17 protein-coding genes are annotated in these 15,662 nt (G+C 41.3%); 4 read left to right on the forward strand and 13 right to left on the reverse strand.

Going from position 1 to position 15,662, the window contains the following annotated elements:
- Positions 1-217 precede the first annotated feature (217 nt).
- Positions 218-565: an L-valine transporter subunit YgaH gene (gene ygaH, locus AC4MC0_RS07130; RefSeq protein WP_005399608.1), complete on the reverse strand. Its 348-nt coding sequence runs from the start codon at positions 563-565 to the stop codon at positions 218-220.
- Positions 562-1,314, reverse strand: coding sequence for an AzlC family ABC transporter permease (locus tag AC4MC0_RS07135; RefSeq protein ID WP_004980104.1), 753 nt, complete (start codon positions 1,312-1,314; stop codon positions 562-564). Before AC4MC0_RS07135 ends, ygaH begins: the two co-directional genes overlap by 4 nt.
- A gap of 101 nt (positions 1,315-1,415) precedes the next feature.
- On the opposite strand from AC4MC0_RS07135, the gene AC4MC0_RS07140 reads away from it, so the two are divergent.
- On the forward strand, positions 1,416-1,913 hold the full coding sequence (locus AC4MC0_RS07140; RefSeq protein ID WP_491887421.1) for a hypothetical protein: 498 nt from the start codon (positions 1,416-1,418) through the stop codon (positions 1,911-1,913).
- Between the two features lie 281 nt (positions 1,914-2,194).
- Here the strand turns inward: AC4MC0_RS07140 and AC4MC0_RS07145 are convergent, their stop codons facing one another.
- Positions 2,195-2,890 carry a Crp/Fnr family transcriptional regulator gene (locus AC4MC0_RS07145; protein WP_004980100.1) on the reverse strand — a complete coding sequence of 232 codons (696 nt, stop codon included), beginning with the start codon at positions 2,888-2,890 and terminating at the stop codon, positions 2,195-2,197.
- Between the two features lie 117 nt (positions 2,891-3,007).
- Between AC4MC0_RS07145 and AC4MC0_RS07150 the strand changes: the two genes are divergently transcribed.
- The gene (locus AC4MC0_RS07150) at positions 3,008-3,547 is read left to right on the forward strand and encodes an Mpo1 family 2-hydroxy fatty acid dioxygenase (RefSeq protein WP_279678045.1); all 540 of its coding nucleotides are present in this window, start codon (positions 3,008-3,010) and stop codon (positions 3,545-3,547) included.
- Positions 3,548-3,605: 58 nt separating this feature from the next.
- Here the strand turns inward: AC4MC0_RS07150 and AC4MC0_RS07155 are convergent, their stop codons facing one another.
- From AC4MC0_RS07155 to AC4MC0_RS07200, 10 genes are all read right to left on the reverse strand, one after another.
- Positions 3,606-3,944 carry a hypothetical protein gene (locus tag AC4MC0_RS07155; RefSeq protein ID WP_491887422.1) on the reverse strand — a complete coding sequence of 113 codons (339 nt, stop codon included), beginning with the start codon at positions 3,942-3,944 and terminating at the stop codon, positions 3,606-3,608.
- A 190-nt stretch (positions 3,945-4,134) separates the two neighbouring features.
- Entirely contained in the window at positions 4,135-5,226 is a 1,092-nt protein-coding gene (gene ychF / locus AC4MC0_RS07160; protein WP_004693442.1) for a redox-regulated ATPase YchF, read from the reverse strand.
- Between the two features lie 145 nt (positions 5,227-5,371).
- The gene (locus AC4MC0_RS07165; RefSeq protein WP_491887423.1) at positions 5,372-6,082 is read right to left on the reverse strand and encodes a haloacid dehalogenase type II; all 711 of its coding nucleotides are present in this window, start codon (positions 6,080-6,082) and stop codon (positions 5,372-5,374) included.
- A 254-nt stretch (positions 6,083-6,336) separates the two neighbouring features.
- Entirely contained in the window at positions 6,337-6,996 is a 660-nt protein-coding gene (locus AC4MC0_RS07170; protein ID WP_058869503.1) for a methionine ABC transporter permease, read from the reverse strand.
- Entirely contained in the window at positions 6,977-8,047 is a 1,071-nt protein-coding gene (locus AC4MC0_RS07175) for a methionine ABC transporter ATP-binding protein (protein ID WP_125274617.1), read from the reverse strand. Before AC4MC0_RS07175 ends, AC4MC0_RS07170 begins: the two co-directional genes overlap by 20 nt.
- Before the next feature lie 11 nt (positions 8,048-8,058).
- Positions 8,059-8,895 carry a MetQ/NlpA family ABC transporter substrate-binding protein gene (locus AC4MC0_RS07180; protein WP_491887424.1) on the reverse strand — a complete coding sequence of 279 codons (837 nt, stop codon included), beginning with the start codon at positions 8,893-8,895 and terminating at the stop codon, positions 8,059-8,061.
- Between the two features lie 9 nt (positions 8,896-8,904).
- On the reverse strand, positions 8,905-9,747 hold the full coding sequence (locus AC4MC0_RS07185; protein WP_125274619.1) for a MetQ/NlpA family ABC transporter substrate-binding protein: 843 nt from the start codon (positions 9,745-9,747) through the stop codon (positions 8,905-8,907).
- Between the two features lie 22 nt (positions 9,748-9,769).
- The gene (locus AC4MC0_RS07190; RefSeq protein WP_335999938.1) at positions 9,770-11,188 is read right to left on the reverse strand and encodes an LLM class flavin-dependent oxidoreductase; all 1,419 of its coding nucleotides are present in this window, start codon (positions 11,186-11,188) and stop codon (positions 9,770-9,772) included.
- Positions 11,188-12,411, reverse strand: coding sequence for an SfnB family sulfur acquisition oxidoreductase (locus tag AC4MC0_RS07195; protein WP_335999940.1), 1,224 nt, complete (start codon positions 12,409-12,411; stop codon positions 11,188-11,190). Before AC4MC0_RS07195 ends, AC4MC0_RS07190 begins: the two co-directional genes overlap by 1 nt.
- Positions 12,412-12,421: 10 nt before the next feature.
- Positions 12,422-13,624: an SfnB family sulfur acquisition oxidoreductase gene (locus AC4MC0_RS07200; RefSeq protein ID WP_491887425.1), complete on the reverse strand. Its 1,203-nt coding sequence runs from the start codon at positions 13,622-13,624 to the stop codon at positions 12,422-12,424.
- A 379-nt stretch (positions 13,625-14,003) separates the two neighbouring features.
- Here AC4MC0_RS07200 and AC4MC0_RS07205 point away from each other — a divergent pair, with 379 nt between their 5' ends.
- On the forward strand, positions 14,004-14,768 hold the full coding sequence (locus AC4MC0_RS07205; RefSeq protein ID WP_491887426.1) for a glutathione S-transferase family protein: 765 nt from the start codon (positions 14,004-14,006) through the stop codon (positions 14,766-14,768).
- Positions 14,769-15,046: 278 nt separating this feature from the next.
- Positions 15,047-15,517, forward strand: coding sequence for an Lrp/AsnC family transcriptional regulator (locus tag AC4MC0_RS07210; RefSeq protein WP_004693423.1), 471 nt, complete (start codon positions 15,047-15,049; stop codon positions 15,515-15,517).
- The last annotated feature ends 145 nt before the right edge of the window (positions 15,518-15,662 follow it).

Raw genomic sequence — 15,662 nt, forward strand, 5'->3', positions numbered from 1 at the left:
GGGCTTTTAGCATAGCAGAACTCTTAAAAGTGTTCAGGGTTCATTCACATAAATTAATGATATTGTCCAACAATTTTTTTTATAAAGCGGTGTATTCCAAAGTCAAAATTTTCATGCAAAATGTTGCTAAACAAAATTTTCCAATCAAGCTGGAAATGACTTGCATAGCTGAGCGCTTCAAATAGCACATCAGGTTTTGATGGATGCAAAATATGGGTTAAAAAGGCATAGGAATATAGGTATAAACCAAACCATAGCTCAGTGCTGCGGTGAGTGTAGCGGGGACAATTTGCTTAAACTTGAAATAAAGTCCGGCTAATACGACGAAGCCGACTAACATGGCAAAGCTTTTATTGGGTGTATCTAATAGTGGTGGCAAAGTTGCAACCACAAGCATTGAACTAATCGCCGCAATACCAATCGAACCCAATGCAATCTTTAACCATAAAGCACCGCGCTTTTGTGAACCTTGTTGGAACTTTTGAATGACGAAGAATGGGCCAAAGCGTGAAGCAAAATTTGCAATACCCACTACAATGCCGACCAAGATAATTTCAATATTCATGCTTGATCTCCCATATGTTCAGGGTCTGGTTTTTTCAGTACATAGTGTTTAAACAAACCTGCAAATATACCTGAACTGATACCAATAAAAATCGCAGCAGATAAGTCAATAAAATAGCAGGCAATGGCAGATACAAGAATAGTCACAGCCACCACAAAAGTGTGTTTCTTTTCAAATGCCGCCAATAAGAAACTTAAGAACAGTGCAGGTAATAGAAAGTCTAGAGCGGCTTGTAAAAACTGGGGTAAATGACTGACTTGGTCTGCAAACATTCCACCTAGAAAAGAACCTGTAGCCCATGCGAGCCAACTAAACAGACTTAAACCGAGCATCCAAGACTCAGACCACTCTTGACGGCGTTGTGACAGTTTAATCATACCTGAGGCAAAGACTTCGTCGGTTAGCCCCCATGACCAAATAGCGGTTTTCTTTAAGTTCAGTTTATCTTGAATTAAGTTTTGTAGTGCAGGGCCATAGAGTAAGTGACGAATATCTAAGGCAATCACAGTGAGGGCAGTCATCCAAATAGATGTTCCACTACCCAATAGGGCAACCACTAAAAACTGACTGGCCCCTGCATACATTGAGCAGGATAAAAATAAAGCCTCCCATGCATTAAAGCCAAACTGGGTTGCAGATACACCAAAGGCAAAAGAAACAGGCAGATAGGTAAAGATAATCGCTTGGCTATCCTTAGCCCCTTGCCAAAAGCCAGCAGCTTGTGCAGGAGTGGGATTAAGTTCGGACACAACACACCTTGAAGAAGACTTTATCAATAGGTCAAAATTGATTGTGTATTGTAACTGAATTCACTAGCATAGTGCCCAATTGTTTGTTGAGGCGTTTAACCATGTTGAAGCTCGAATTACGTACTTTAGGGCTGACTGCAATCATTGTAAGCAGTTTACTTTTGCAAGCTTGTGGGCAGTCAGAACAAGCTCCTGAACAAAAAGTAGAAATTAAGGCTGCGCCAAAAATTACCAATGACGCTACGGAATATGCCCAGCGTGCTTGGGTGTTTATCAATGAAGTAGATGGCTTGGTCTATAACAAGCAACTGGATCAGATTGAAGCTAAAGTCCGTCATCCTGCACGTAAACTCAGTACAGACTGGCGTATTAATGTCAAAATGACAGACTCGGTGACTGAGGGGAAATACGCCCTGTGTCGTAAAGCCTTGACCAGTTTAGAAGTGTGGGCACGTGAGACCTTAGATGGTTCTTCGAGTGTTGCACAGAAACAGAGCGATTATGAGCGTGATAAAGCACAATGTCGGAGCGCAATTGATAATCCAAGTTTAGGCAATACAGACCCTAAAATGTGGGGGTCTAAGACCGATATAGTGTGACCAAAAGCGAGTTTTTAAAACTCGCTTTTTTATGGTTGCAGCTTTAATAACATAATAAAAATAGTAAAAACTTCCTATACAGTAAAATATAGGAATTGAGTCGAATTTTAAGGGTTAATTTAAAAAATTAGTTGTTTTGATGTTTACATTAATTATTGGTCAAATGCTGCCACAGCAGTCCAATGTCGTTGAGAAAAATAGTCAAGACGTTAGGCCGTGTAGCAATATTTTTATACATCTTTTTTATATGAATTGCGCTCTTAAGGCGCACGCTTGATTGTCTATTCTGAGCTATGTGCCATTTTATGCAGCATTGCAGGATCTAAAATCTTAATCTTTTTAAAAGCAATTGCCAGTATTCCTTGTTTTTCTAAGTTTTGAAGTTCTTGGTTGATGGTTTGGCGTGAACACATCAGCATTTGAGCCAGTTGCTCCTGTGACAAATGGATTTCATCATTGGTAATCGACAGATGGTTGCCATAACCGCTTAAAATAAACAGTAAGCGTTGAGCCAGTCGTTGACTGATATTTTGACTTTGGATTGCGATTAGTTCTAAAAAGGCGAGACGTAACTTCTGTGAAGCAAGCTGTGCAATATGAAACCAAAATTCTGGGGTAGCTTGGATAAACGCCTCAACATCGCGTTTAGGCAGATGGAGCAGGGTGCTTTTTTGAATAGCAATCGCATCGTGCGAACGCGGTTGCTGATCTATTAATGAAATTTCTCCAAACCACATAATCGGTTCTGCGATTGCTGCAACTGCTTCTTTACCTTCAATGTCGACATGACCTAAGCGAATTGCGCCGTTCAAGACTGCATAGATGCCATCAAATAAATCTCCAGAGTGAAAAACAGCTTGGTCTTTTGCAACCTCAATATATTTGGCATGTTGCACAATATACTGTTGATAGGCGTGTGGTAGTTTGGCGAACCAATTGTTATTGAGTAATTGTTGTTGATGTTGAACTTCCAGCATTCCGCGTCCTTTCGTGATTGATCGAGCAACTTGTCAGGTCGACGACAACTTGATGGGCTGTTTTCCTTTAAAGTTATTCTATATCGTGATCAATATCATGCAATAAGGAAATACAGTATGAGTAAATTAGAAAAATTATTAAGTCAGTATGCAGCTTATCATCTTGATCATAAAAATATCGTGACCCACTTTGTGGGTATTCCGCTGATTGTGTTTTCAATTATGTGCTTAACCGCGAGAGCTGGCATGACTGTGGGCAGTTTTGAAATTACCTTGGCGATGGTTTTGATCTTAGCGAGTATTGTTTACTACCTGAGCTTAGATCGAATTTTTGGTGTGATCATGCTAGCGATCTACGCCATGGCTTATCAATTGGCTTATAAAATTGCACAGTTTGATTTGGGACTTTGGTTAAGTCTCAGTATTGGTATTTTTGTTGTTGGCTGGGTGTTCCAGTTTGTCGGGCACTTCTATGAGAAGAAAAAACCGGCCTTTATGGATGATGTGATTGGCCTCGCCATCGGTCCATTATTTGTTTTGGCGGAAATGGTATTTATGCTTGGTTTTAGAAAAGACATTGAACAACGCATGTTAGATGAAGCGCGCAAACAGCGTGCTGCAATGGATAATAAACATGTCTCTGTGACATCACATTAACTGAATTATTTTATCGAGAAAAAAGCCAGTGAATTTCACTGGCTTTTTTTATGCTGTTTTAAGATGTCTTCGCGACTTTATGTGTATCTGGTTGAGCTTTGGGTGTATTCGGGTTTGGAGCATGAGCATCTTTATGGGATTTATGGGTCATAGCATTGGCTTTCATTGAATCATGTTTCACCATTTTATCTTGCTTCATGGCTTGATCGTGTTTGGCCGTTTTGGCTTGTTTCATTGCCTGATCATGTTTCGTCACGTTCATGGTTGCGACGCACTTACCACCTTTATGATTTGCACCTGTACCACCCGACAGTGTTGCTCCTTGTGGGCATGCAAATGCTGTAGCGCTAAGCGTTGTGAATAAACCTGCTGCAATAAATGTGCTGATCTTTTTCATTTTCGTTTGTTCAATGAAGGCATTAGTGCCTGTGATTAAATTAGCGATAATGTAAAAGAATAGAAGTTAGAATATTGTGTGAGATCCAAACGGATCAGGTGTTCATATGTTATTTAATGCTATTTTTAAGCTTGATTTAAGCTTATAAAAAAACCCGATTGGTATCGGGTTTTTTTATACTCGGAACGACTTATACGTTAAAGCGGAAGTGTAGAACATCACCGTCTTGAACGATGTACGTTTTACCTTCTAAACGCCATTTACCTGCTTCTTTCGCGCCTGCTTCACCGTTGTATTGAACGAAGTCGTTATAAGCAACACATTCAGCACGGATAAAGCCTTTTTCGAAGTCAGTGTGGATCACGCCGGCCGCTTGTGGTGCGGTTGCACCCACTTTAACGGTCCAAGCACGAACTTCTTGTACACCCGCCGTGAAGTAAGTCTGTAAACCTAAAAGACCATAGCCCGCGCGAATTACCACGTTTAGACCCGGCTCTTCCATGCCTAAAGCTTCAAGGAACTCAGCACGGTCTTCATCTTCAAGCAGTGAAATTTCAGCTTCGATTTGGTTGCAAAGCGGAACCACGATTGCATTTTCTTCAGCTGCCAGTTTTTTCACAGCATCTAAATGTGGGTTGTTTTCAAAACCATCTTCAGCAACGTTCGCAATATACATGGTTGGTTTTAAAGTCATTAAACCAAAACCACGAACCAGTTTACGTTCGTCGTCGTCTAGGTCAGCTGCGCGAGCAGGTTTACCTTCATCAAGTAAAGGTAAAATTTTGTCTAAAACCGCTTTGGTTGCGAGCGCTTCTTTGTCGCCACCTTTTGCAGATTTTGCTAAACGAGTCACTGCTTTTGTCACAGTTTCTAAGTCAGCAAGTGCAAGTTCCGTGTTGATGGTTGCGATGTCATCAAGCGGGTCAATTTTACCGTTAACGTGAATGACGTTTTCATCTTCAAAACAGCGTACAACGTGAGCAATCGCATCCGTTTCACGGATATTTGCAAGGAATTGGTTCCCCAAGCCTTCTCCTTTAGATGCACCAGCAACTAAACCTGCGATGTCTACAAATTCCATCGTCGTTGGAATCACACGCTGAGGTTTTACAATCGCGGTAAGTTTGTCTAAACGTGGATCTGGCACAGGAACGATGCCTGTGTTTGGTTCAATGGTACAGAATGGGAAGTTTTCAGCAGCAATAGCAGCTTTAGTCAATGCATTGAAAAGTGTAGATTTACCAACGTTCGGCAAGCCGACAATACCGCAATTAAAACCCATGAAATAACTCACAACGTGTTATATAAAAATTGCCAGTGATTTTACATGAAAGCCATGACAAAGTCAGGTCTCAGGGGAGAAGAATCAAAGTTGTAAATCATGTTGTGGGCAGAACTTCCTCATTTAGGCCCTATGTACGAGCCTTTTAAGCCTTTTCTTTTAATAAAGGAACTAGATTTAAGAGGTCAGTTGCATGTAGATTATTGTCTATGCAAGGACTAGAGTCTTTCAATTGAGCTGCACCATATTCAAAGGGGCGTTCAATATAAGCTGTCCGTAGTCCACAGCCACGCGCTGCGGCAAGGTCATCTTGATGGGTGGCCACCATCATCACTTGACTCGGTGCGACATTGAGAAAGTCTGCGACACCTAAATAGGTTTTGGGAGAAGGTTTGTAGGCTTTGAAATTTTCAGCAGAGAAAATAGTGTCCCAAGGCAATTTTGCGTACTTTGCCAGATCGACCAATAAGCGAATGTTGCCATTTGAAAGGGTGCAAATAATATAATCTTGTTTTAATTGATTGAGTGCTGCGACTGTATCTGGCCAAGGGTTGAGACGATGCCAAATAAAGTTTAAATCCATTTTTTGAGCTTCGGTCAGTGTGGAGATTTGATATTTCGCTAAAAGCTCATCCAAAATGAGACGGTGAATATCATCAATGGAGGTCCACGGCTGCTGACCTGATAAAACCTGATCCATTGCAGGTCGATAGCCTGCTCGCCAGTCTAATGCAAATTGGTTAGCATCGATGTTCAAGGCTAGACGTTCCAATTCTTGAACGATTGAAGAATGCCAGTCCACGACAGTTCCAAAGATGTCGAAAGCGAGTACTTTAATTTTAGGGGAATGATGCATATTGAGGTGGTTATTCTTATTTAGTCTTGAGGATACGTTATAGCTTATTCATTTCTATCTGTATATTGAGAGCTATATTTTCTATGTGAATTTGAAAGAAAAAAATGTTGATTCAGTTGATTAGATTGCTGTCATAAAGCAAAGGTGATTATAACTGGGTAGTGAATTTCATATTGAAATACCCTCCTTAGAAAAAGGAGGGGCTAAAAAACTTAAGTGGACAGTATAGTGCTCTACTTTATGTGGAGATGGGATTAAACTTTCCTCTTATCGAGTTGAGTTGCCAGATTGTCTCCAATCGCTTGCACACACATCACCAAAATCACGAGCACGACAATCACGGCCAACATGATCTGCATATCAAAACGCTGATAACCATAACGATAGGCGATATCACCTAAACCGCCAGCACCAATTGCGCCTGCAATGGCAGAGGAGTTAATCATGGTCACAATGGTTACGGTAAAACCTGCGACAATTCCAGGAAGAGCTTCAGGTAACAACACATGCCAAATGATTTGAGTACGGTTACAGCCGATGGCTTGCGCAGCCTCAATCAACCCTTGATCTACTTCGCGTAAACTGACTTCTGCAATTCGTGCAAAAAAGGGTGTTGCTGCTAAGGTTAAAGGGACAACTGCTGCCCAAACACCATAACTGGTGCCTACAATCCAACGGGTGAGTGGAATGAGGGCCACCATCAAAATCAGGAAGGGAACGGAACGAGTGATATTTACCAACCAGCCTAAGCTATGGTTAATACTTTTGGAAGGATAAATGCCATGCTCAGAGGTGCTGACTAGAACCACTGCCATTGGAAGACCAATGAGCAAGGCAAAAAATGCGGATGCGCCGACCATGATCAAGGTATCGATGGTGCCTGTCAGTAATAAATCAATGAGTTGGTCGTGCATAGCCAAGTACCTCTACATGTGTCACATGCGCTTTTAGTTTTTGTAGTAGCGATTGAATTTCTAAGTTCTGTGTAGGAACAGCAATAACCAATGTTCCTATTAAATGGTTCTGGATGGTGTCGACCTGACTTTGATATAAATGCAAAGTTTGTGGAAAGTGTTCTAAAATTTGTTTTAGGTCAGGAGGATGATGCGCATCTGACGTCGAGCGAATTTTGAAAATGGCATGTGTATCGAGCTGCGTAGGTTCAGCATTTAAACGAAAAGGCAAATCGAGTTGTTCTAGATTTAGTAGTTCTTGCGTAATGCCTTGTTGGGGTTGAGAGAACACCGACCAAACTTCGCCTGATTCCACAATTTCACCACCATCAATGACCACGACCTGATCGCAGATTTCCCGAATCACTTGCATTTCATGGGTAATCAATACAATGGTGATACCCAGCTTTTGATTAATCTCTTTGAGTAGGGACAGCACTACAGAGGTGCTTTCTGGATCAAGTGCAGATGTCGCTTCATCACAGAGTAAAATTTCAGGATGGTGGACCAATGCACGGGCAATGCCCACGCGTTGCTTTTGACCGCCAGACAGTTGTGATGGGTAATGTTGAGTTTTATCGCTTAGCCCAACCAACTGGAGAACTTCGTTGACACGTTGTTCGATGTCTTGTTTAGGATAATTGGCAACTTTGAGGGGCAGTGCGACATTTTCATAGACCGTTTTGGCAGACATTAAATTGAAATGCTGGAAAATCATACCAATGCGTTGGCGGAGCTGAATCAGCTCAGCATGGCTCAATGCGGCCAAGTCTTGCTGATGAATATGAATATGACCTTCACTGATACTTTCTAAACCATTTAAGGTGCGGAGCAGGGAGGATTTACCTGCACCACTTTTACCAATAATGCCAAACACTTTTCCTGTCGGGATGTCGAGGTCAATATTTTTGAGAGCATGCACGCTATGACCTTGTACAGCATAGTGTTTGTTTAAATTACGAATTTTGATATGTGGAATTGAAAAATCCACATGAGAACCAAAGCTGACCATTCTTTTTCTCCTTATTTCCAGCCTTCAAACCACAGACCTTGGCCAAAATCACGATCTAAAATCTCTTGAACGTGTTTTGAGTTTTGGAATGCTTGCACAAAAGTCGCAAGTTTTTGGTTTTGGTCTGGATAGTCTTTACGTGTCACAAATAAGATGGCGTATTTCTTGTCTATCGGGTCAAGAAAAAGGGCATGATGCGGATCTGTGACCTTGGCCATTTTTAAATAATGCGGGAAGCCAAAAATTAAATCGGCATCATTAAACGCATGGGCAGTTTGTGGGCCTTCTACTTCAATAAACTGAAGTTGTTTAGGATTGCTCACAATATCTTTTACGGTAGACAGTTCATTGTTGAGGTCTTTGAGCTGAATCAAACCCGCACGATGCAGTAAAATTAGGGCACGCGCCGAATTCACTGGGTCATTGGGGATGACCACACGTGCTTGAGTTGGTAGTGCATCTAAGGACTTATATTTTTTAGAATACAGTCCGACATGACTTCCTGTTCCTGTGGCGAAAGCGTGCAAATCATAATTTGTTTCGCGAATTGCATTGCTCAGAAAGACACTTTGCTGAAAAAAGTTGGCATCAATGTCACCATTTTGCACAGCAACATTTGGCGCATGGCAGTCCGAGAATTCAACCAGTTTGACTTGAATGCCTTGCTTTTTTACATCATCTGCCACGCTTTGCAGCAGTTCGGCATAAGGTGGGCTAATACCAATTGTTAAGACATCATCTTGTGCATGGCTTTTGCTATAGCGGTAACCCGCTAGAGCAAAAATTGCCACGATGACGCTTAAGCCAATCAGCCATTTTTTTCGATTTTGAGTGAAAGATTGCGTCATGGCTTATACTCACTTCCAACCTGGGAACCAAAGTTTTTCACCAATTTCACTATTCAAAGTCTGTTTAACTTTGTCTGATGTTTGATAAATCTTGATAAATTTTTCAAGTTGCGCTGCTTTCTCTGGATGTTGCTGTTGGTAGTCGTCACGCACCACAAATAAAATCGAATACAGGGTGTTGGTGTTGTCATCTAAGATCAGTGCATCATTTGGGTCGATGGTTTTTGCAAGACGTAAATAATGTGGATAGCTAAAGACCAAGTCAGCATCATCAACGGCTCGGGCAGTTTGTGGACCTTCAACTTCAATAAACTGGAGCTTTTTAGGATTGCTGACAATATCTTGCAGGTTAGATAGATGATTGTTTGGGTCTTTTAAGCTAATTAATTTAGCCTGTTGTAACAGTAAAAGCGCACGACCTTGGTTCACAGGATCATTTGGAATAACTGTACGTGCATTTTCAGGAATCGCAGCAATCGAGTCATACTTTTTTGAATATAAACCGACGTGTGTGGTGACGCCTTTATCCAGTGCTTTGAGTTTAAATTGAGTTTCTTTGATGGCGTTATCTAAGAAGGGCTGATGCTGAAAATAGTTGGCATCAATATCACCATGGTTGAGTGTGATATTCGGGGTATTCCAATCCGAAAACTCGACCAGTTTGACATTAATGCCTTGTTGTTTCGCCTCTTCCACAGCCACCTTTAATGGACTGGCAAAGGGTGGGCTGATCCCAATCACCAGTTCAGAGTTACTCGATTTTTTATGATAAGACCACGCCACCAGTGCAATGACGATGGCAGCGACAATTACCCCAATAACGGTAAATTTTGTTTTTGCAGTTTGAGCCATGATATTTCTCGTATTTTAAAATTTATGCGGTTTGTTTTTGCGGTGTTTTAGGATGAGAGCACGAGCTTTGACATCGATACTGCTGTACAGGGTGGTTTGCGGCCAGTCGGTCACCTTGAGCGAATAATTTGTGGCGTAAACTACCTGTTTCATAGGCGGTTTTATAACGGCTACGCTCTTGTAACTCTGGGATGACCCAACGAATAAAGTCTTGATGTGACTCTGGGGCAACGGTTCGTGTGAGATTAAAGCCATCTACGCCAGTTTCATCTAAGAGCTGAATGAGTTTTTCTGCTACAGTTTTTCCACTCCCGACAATCAGTGGATAGCGTCCACCGAGTACATGCTGGGCTTTTAAATCCGCTCGCGTAACTTTTTGCTCTTTAAATTTGTTATTGACCGAGGCAATGCTATTGGTTTGTTTATAAGGAATCGCTTCATCATCTGCAAACTGTGATAAATCTATTCCAACTGAACTTGAAAAATGTGCCAAACCTGCTTCTGGACTGGCATAGCGAATATATTCGGCGAGTTTTTCTTGTGCGAGTTCATCCGTTTCTGCAGTCACTACACTAATGCCAACAAAGAGTTTAATGGCTTGTTCATCACGCCCATGGCTTAATGCAAGCGCACGAATCTTATCGACTTGCTGTTTCAGTTTTTCAGGCGTGTCAGCACCAATAAACATGGCTTCAGCATGTTGAGTTGCGAAGGCTAAGCCTTTACTTGAAGCGCCCGCTTGATAAAGTACAGGTGTCCGCTGTATAGATGGGGAAACCTGAAAAATGCCCTGACTTTGGAAGAATTTGCCTTGATGCTGTATGGCATGAACTTTTGAAGGATCGGTAAAGACACGGTTTAATTTATCTTTTTGTATGGCATCGTCTTCCCAAGAACCTTCCCAAAATTTATAGCAAAGTTCGAGAAACTCTTCAGCTTGTTCATAACGTAAGTCGTGATCTTTTAAACCTTTTTGACCAATTAATCGTTCTGCGCTGTCTAAGTAACCCGTGACAATGTTCCAACCAATACGACCGTGGGTTAAATGATCGAGGCTCGCAAAGCGTCGTGCAAACTGATAAGGCGACTCATAGCTCAGATTTACAGTGACACCAAAACCTAAGTGCTGTGTAACGGCAGCCATAGCAGAAACGAGTGTACTTGGGTCATGGCTTGGAAGCTGAATCGACTCTTTTAGGGTTAAATCAAGACCATTTTGATAAACGTCGTAGACACCCGTAATGTCGGCGATAAACAAACCATCAAATAAACCTTGCTCTAAGGTCTGCGCCAAATCTGTCCAATAGCTGAGCTCATTAAAGCGATGTGACTCATCGCGTGGATGTGTCCACAAACCGTGATTGATATGACCTACGCTGTTCATATCAAAAGCATTCAGGATGATTCGCTTCGCCTTGTTATTTTGAGATGATAGTGTCATTACAATGTCCCTCTGCGTGGCGGAAGTACACCGTTAAGAAGATAATTGGCAATGAAGTAATATTTCCAACGTGACGCATCATGTAGCGTGTGAACACGGGCATTACGCCAAAAACGGTCTAAGCCATCTTCACGCTGACTACCACGACTGCCTGCTAGTTCAATTAATTTCGAAGCGGCTTTTAAAGCGGTTTCTGTGCTGTGTGCACGAACTTTCGCTACATCGAGTGATGCTTTAGCAATGTTCTCTATGGTTGGATGGGTACGTGCTGCATCGATTGAGCGAGCCGCTTGTTTGAGTAGGACTTCACTGGCACGTACATCGGCAATTACTCGTCCCAGTTCAAACTGTGTTAGAGGATCATTGGTTGCCTGTTCAACAGCAGAGTCAATCCATGGACGAGCCTGACGCACACGAACCAGTGTTTCCTCAAAAGCAGCACGCGCGATGCCTGTTTCAATGGCAGCATGCATAATTTGAGCAAAAGGCCCAACTAGAGTTGGTCTAGAAAAAGCGGTATCGAAAGGAACAATATCTTCAGCATCTACAGCGACATGATTGATTTTGACTGTACCGCTGCCTGTGGTACGTTGACCAAAACCCGACCAATCATCAATTAATTCTAGCCCTGTACTACTACGCGGGATAAAGACCAGAAACTCTTTGTCATCGGCATCTTTGACTAAGGTGGGGATGCGGTCTGCAAACAGACTGCCTGTGCAATAAAACTTTTCACCATTGACCACATAGCCTTGTTCAGTTTGGCTGAGTGCAGTTTGTTTTTGCGTTGCATTTTTAGTTTTGAACTCAGCCAAGGCATTACCAAAGCGTGCACCTTTTAGCACTTCTGCATAGAGTTTACGCTTTTGTTGTTCAGTGCCGTTGTTACGTAAAACCTCTAAGGCATAGAAATGGTTCTGGGGAATTTGTCCAATCGAACCATCTACACCACTCATCAGTGCGATAATTTGCGCGACCGTATAGCTTGAAACATCTGCGCCCCCGAATTCCTTCGGAACAGTAATAGCCCAAAGCCCAGATTGGCTATAGGCTTCGATTTCCTCAAAAGGCAAAATTCGTTCAGCATCACGTTGGATGGCCTGATGTTTAAACTGCTCAGCCAAATTTTTGGCAATCTCTAAGGCTTCGGCATCGCTTTGAATAATATGTGCATACGCTGCATTTTTGGATTGAAGTGGAAGAATAGGTTGAAATGAAGTCATAATGTTCTCCTTAAATCCAGGCGTGGCGAGCAGGGAAAGTGTTGTTCAAATAGTAGTTACCCAGTGCATGCAGCTTCCAGCGGATCGGGTCGTGTAAGGTATGCACACGTGCATTGCGCCAATGTTGATCTAAATTATGTTGGCTTAGGCTCGAACGACTGCCGCCAAGCTCTAGGAGTTTTTCAGAAATTTGTAGTGCCGCGTCATTGGCATAGACCTTAGCTTCGGCGACTAAGATAGAGGCTTTAGCTGCTTGTTCGGCACTGACAACGCTCAGTTGGTCGAGCTCATCTAAATATTCAGCAGCTTCATCGAGCAGTAGGATAGCGGCATCCAACAGGACAGCGGATTTGCCGACTTCTTGTAAGGTGTAATGTTCAAAACTGGCTTTCTCAACTTGCGCATCGACAATTGGTCGGGCTTTTTTCACTGCTGACAAAGTGTCTTCAAATGCGGCTTCTGCAATACCGACATCAATTGCAACTTGCATTAACTGCGAGAAAGCACCACGATAATTAACGTCTTCAGCCAGTTTCCGCTCATCAAAAATAAGTAGTGGATCGACTTCAACCCGTTGTAATTTTACTGTGCCACTTGAAGTTGTACGCTGACCAAAACCGTTCCAGTTATCGATGACTTCAACACCTAGTGCTGTGGCATCAACAAGCGTCAGTACCACATATCCTTCAGGGTGAATGGCTTTAATAGCTAACCAATGGGCAAAGCTACTGCCTGTAGAGTAGAACTTTTCACCATCGACATAGTAATGACCATTTTCAATGCTTAATGTTGTACTCAGCGTTTTAGTGTCTTTAGTATTTCGTTCGGGGCCGCCATTGGCAAGGCGTTTGCCGTTTAATATTTCATTAAAAATAAACTGTTTTTGTTGTTCGTTGCCCAAGATATCAATCATGTTGAGCAGCGTAATTTGGTTTTGTGGAATTTGACCGACACTTGAGTCGGCTTTATTAATAATGCGAAAAACCTGAGCTAAGGTTTTGTTGGAAACAAATGCGCCTCCAAAAGCTTGAGGAATACGAATACCACCTAATCCTTTTTGGCTAAATAACTCGACTTCAGCGAAAGGAAGTTGACGGTTCTGATCACGTTGATCCCGACCTTCTAAGGCAAAGTCAGCGACATGATAGGCTGCATTAATTGCGTCCTGATCATTTTGTATCACGTGAATATTTTTAGAGAGTGTATGAGACATAAAAGCACCTTTACTTAATGCCTATACGCTACTTGGGATTGCTTGAATGATTAAATGAAGGATTTTGAATTACTTAGCAGCTAAAAATTTAAATATAAAATATGCTAAGTTTAATCATTTAGATGATATGTTAAGAATTTGAAAAATAAGGAATAACTAATTTAACTGAGGACTGAATGGGATGATCAAAGTCTTACTTATCAAGATTTGAGATATTGTAGAGAAAAAAACGTATAAATTTGATAAAGGCTGTTGAACATTTGCTAGCAGTTTTGAGTAAAAAGTACATTGTAAATCCTAAATACAGTGACTAAAGTATCCAACTGAAATAGATGGCTTTTCTGAAAAGCCAAAATAGAAAAATAAATGTGGAGCATTTATGAGAACTTTATACCAGTTTCCTTTATCTCATTTTTGTGAGAAAGCTCGCTGGTTGCTCGATCATAAAGAGCTAGATTTTGTCGCACAAAATGTGGTGCCTGGGGTTCATCGGGCTTTTGCACAGTTAAAGACTGGTCAAAATAAACTGCCTATTTTGCGTGATCAGGACAAATGGGTCGCTGATACTACCGAGATTGCGTTATATCTTGATGAGCGTTATCCAGAACATCGACTGTTACGTAATGAAGCACAGCTTCGTAAAGAGGCTTTAGATGTTAATGCGTTAGCTAATGATTTGGGATTGCATGTCCGTCGTTGGGGGTTGGCCCATGCATTGTCCGATAACGATCAATCATTACAGATTATGTTGGGCGAAAAGGGGTATTTACGTAAATTTGAAAAATACACCAAACCTTTAATAAAAACTTTGATGTCGAAAGGCTATGAGTTGAATGCAGAGAAAATAGAGCATTCCAAAGCTGAAATGCAGCGGTTAATTGAAGTATTAAATGAGAAGTTAATTGCTAATCATGGACGCTACTTTGTCGGGGATCGTTTAGGTTTGGCGGATATTGCTGTGTGTTCGATGTTAGCGCCTGTGCTGGAAATTAAAGGGACACCTTGGGAGAAAGACCATGAGGAAAGTCTATCTGAAGAATTTAGTGCTTATAAAACTTATTTAACCAATTTACCTTTGGGGCAGTATGTTTTAAGAGTCTATCAAACCGAGCGCAATGCTCGAGTCGACTGGCGCGGCGTTTAAATAAGCTCAAGCCAAACAAGGCAAAGGTGGTATGTGATACATACAGCCTTTGCCTTTCTTGTATTTTCAATATCATTATTTTGAGAAACTGAATAGAAATTTTCTCAGTCTATTTAACACGTTGTAAAAGATCATGGCACTCTTTGTCTAAAAAAGCTGATATCTTTTTATTAATCTGAAAATATATGAAAAAAACTGCAAATAAGCTTTATCTTTCATTTGAAATGCTTAATATGAAATAAACACCTATAAACATAAGTTGTCATGAGAGTTAAATAATGGAATTAGATCGTTTTGATAAGCAAATTTTAGAAATTTTAAGTAATGAAGATATCAATCTAAACGAATTATCAGAGCGTATTAATCTATCGGTCAGTTCAGTACATCGTCGTATTAAGCACCTCATTGATAACGATATTATGACCAAAGTTAAGCGTGATATTAACTATCAAAAGCTCGGTTTTAGTCTACATGTTTTGCTACAAGTATCTTTGAGCAAGCACGATACCGATACTTTTTCCAAGTTTTTAGAAGAGCTAGAAAATATTCCTGAAGTGACCAATGCCTTTTTAGTGACAGGGCAGTCGGCAGACTTTATTGTTGAAGTTGTGGCAAGAGATATGGAAAACTATAGTGATATTTTACTCAAACGCATTGGTAAAATCGAACATGTGGTGGCACTGCACTCAAGCTTTGTTATTAAAGAGTATAACGTTTTTAACTGTAGTGGCTTGTTGAGCAAAGTCTAAGTCACGCTGAACTTGTATGAGTCTAATGAGTATTAGGCTTCCTACTTTCAAAAGTTTGCATAATATCAGCGACAATAAGAGCACATGAGCTGTGTATGTTAGAGGTGCTACAGCAGGATGATGTTACTATTCAATTGGTCGTGAA

The sequence above is a fragment of the Acinetobacter sp. CAU_H_S139_7 genome, from assembly GCF_058599305.1.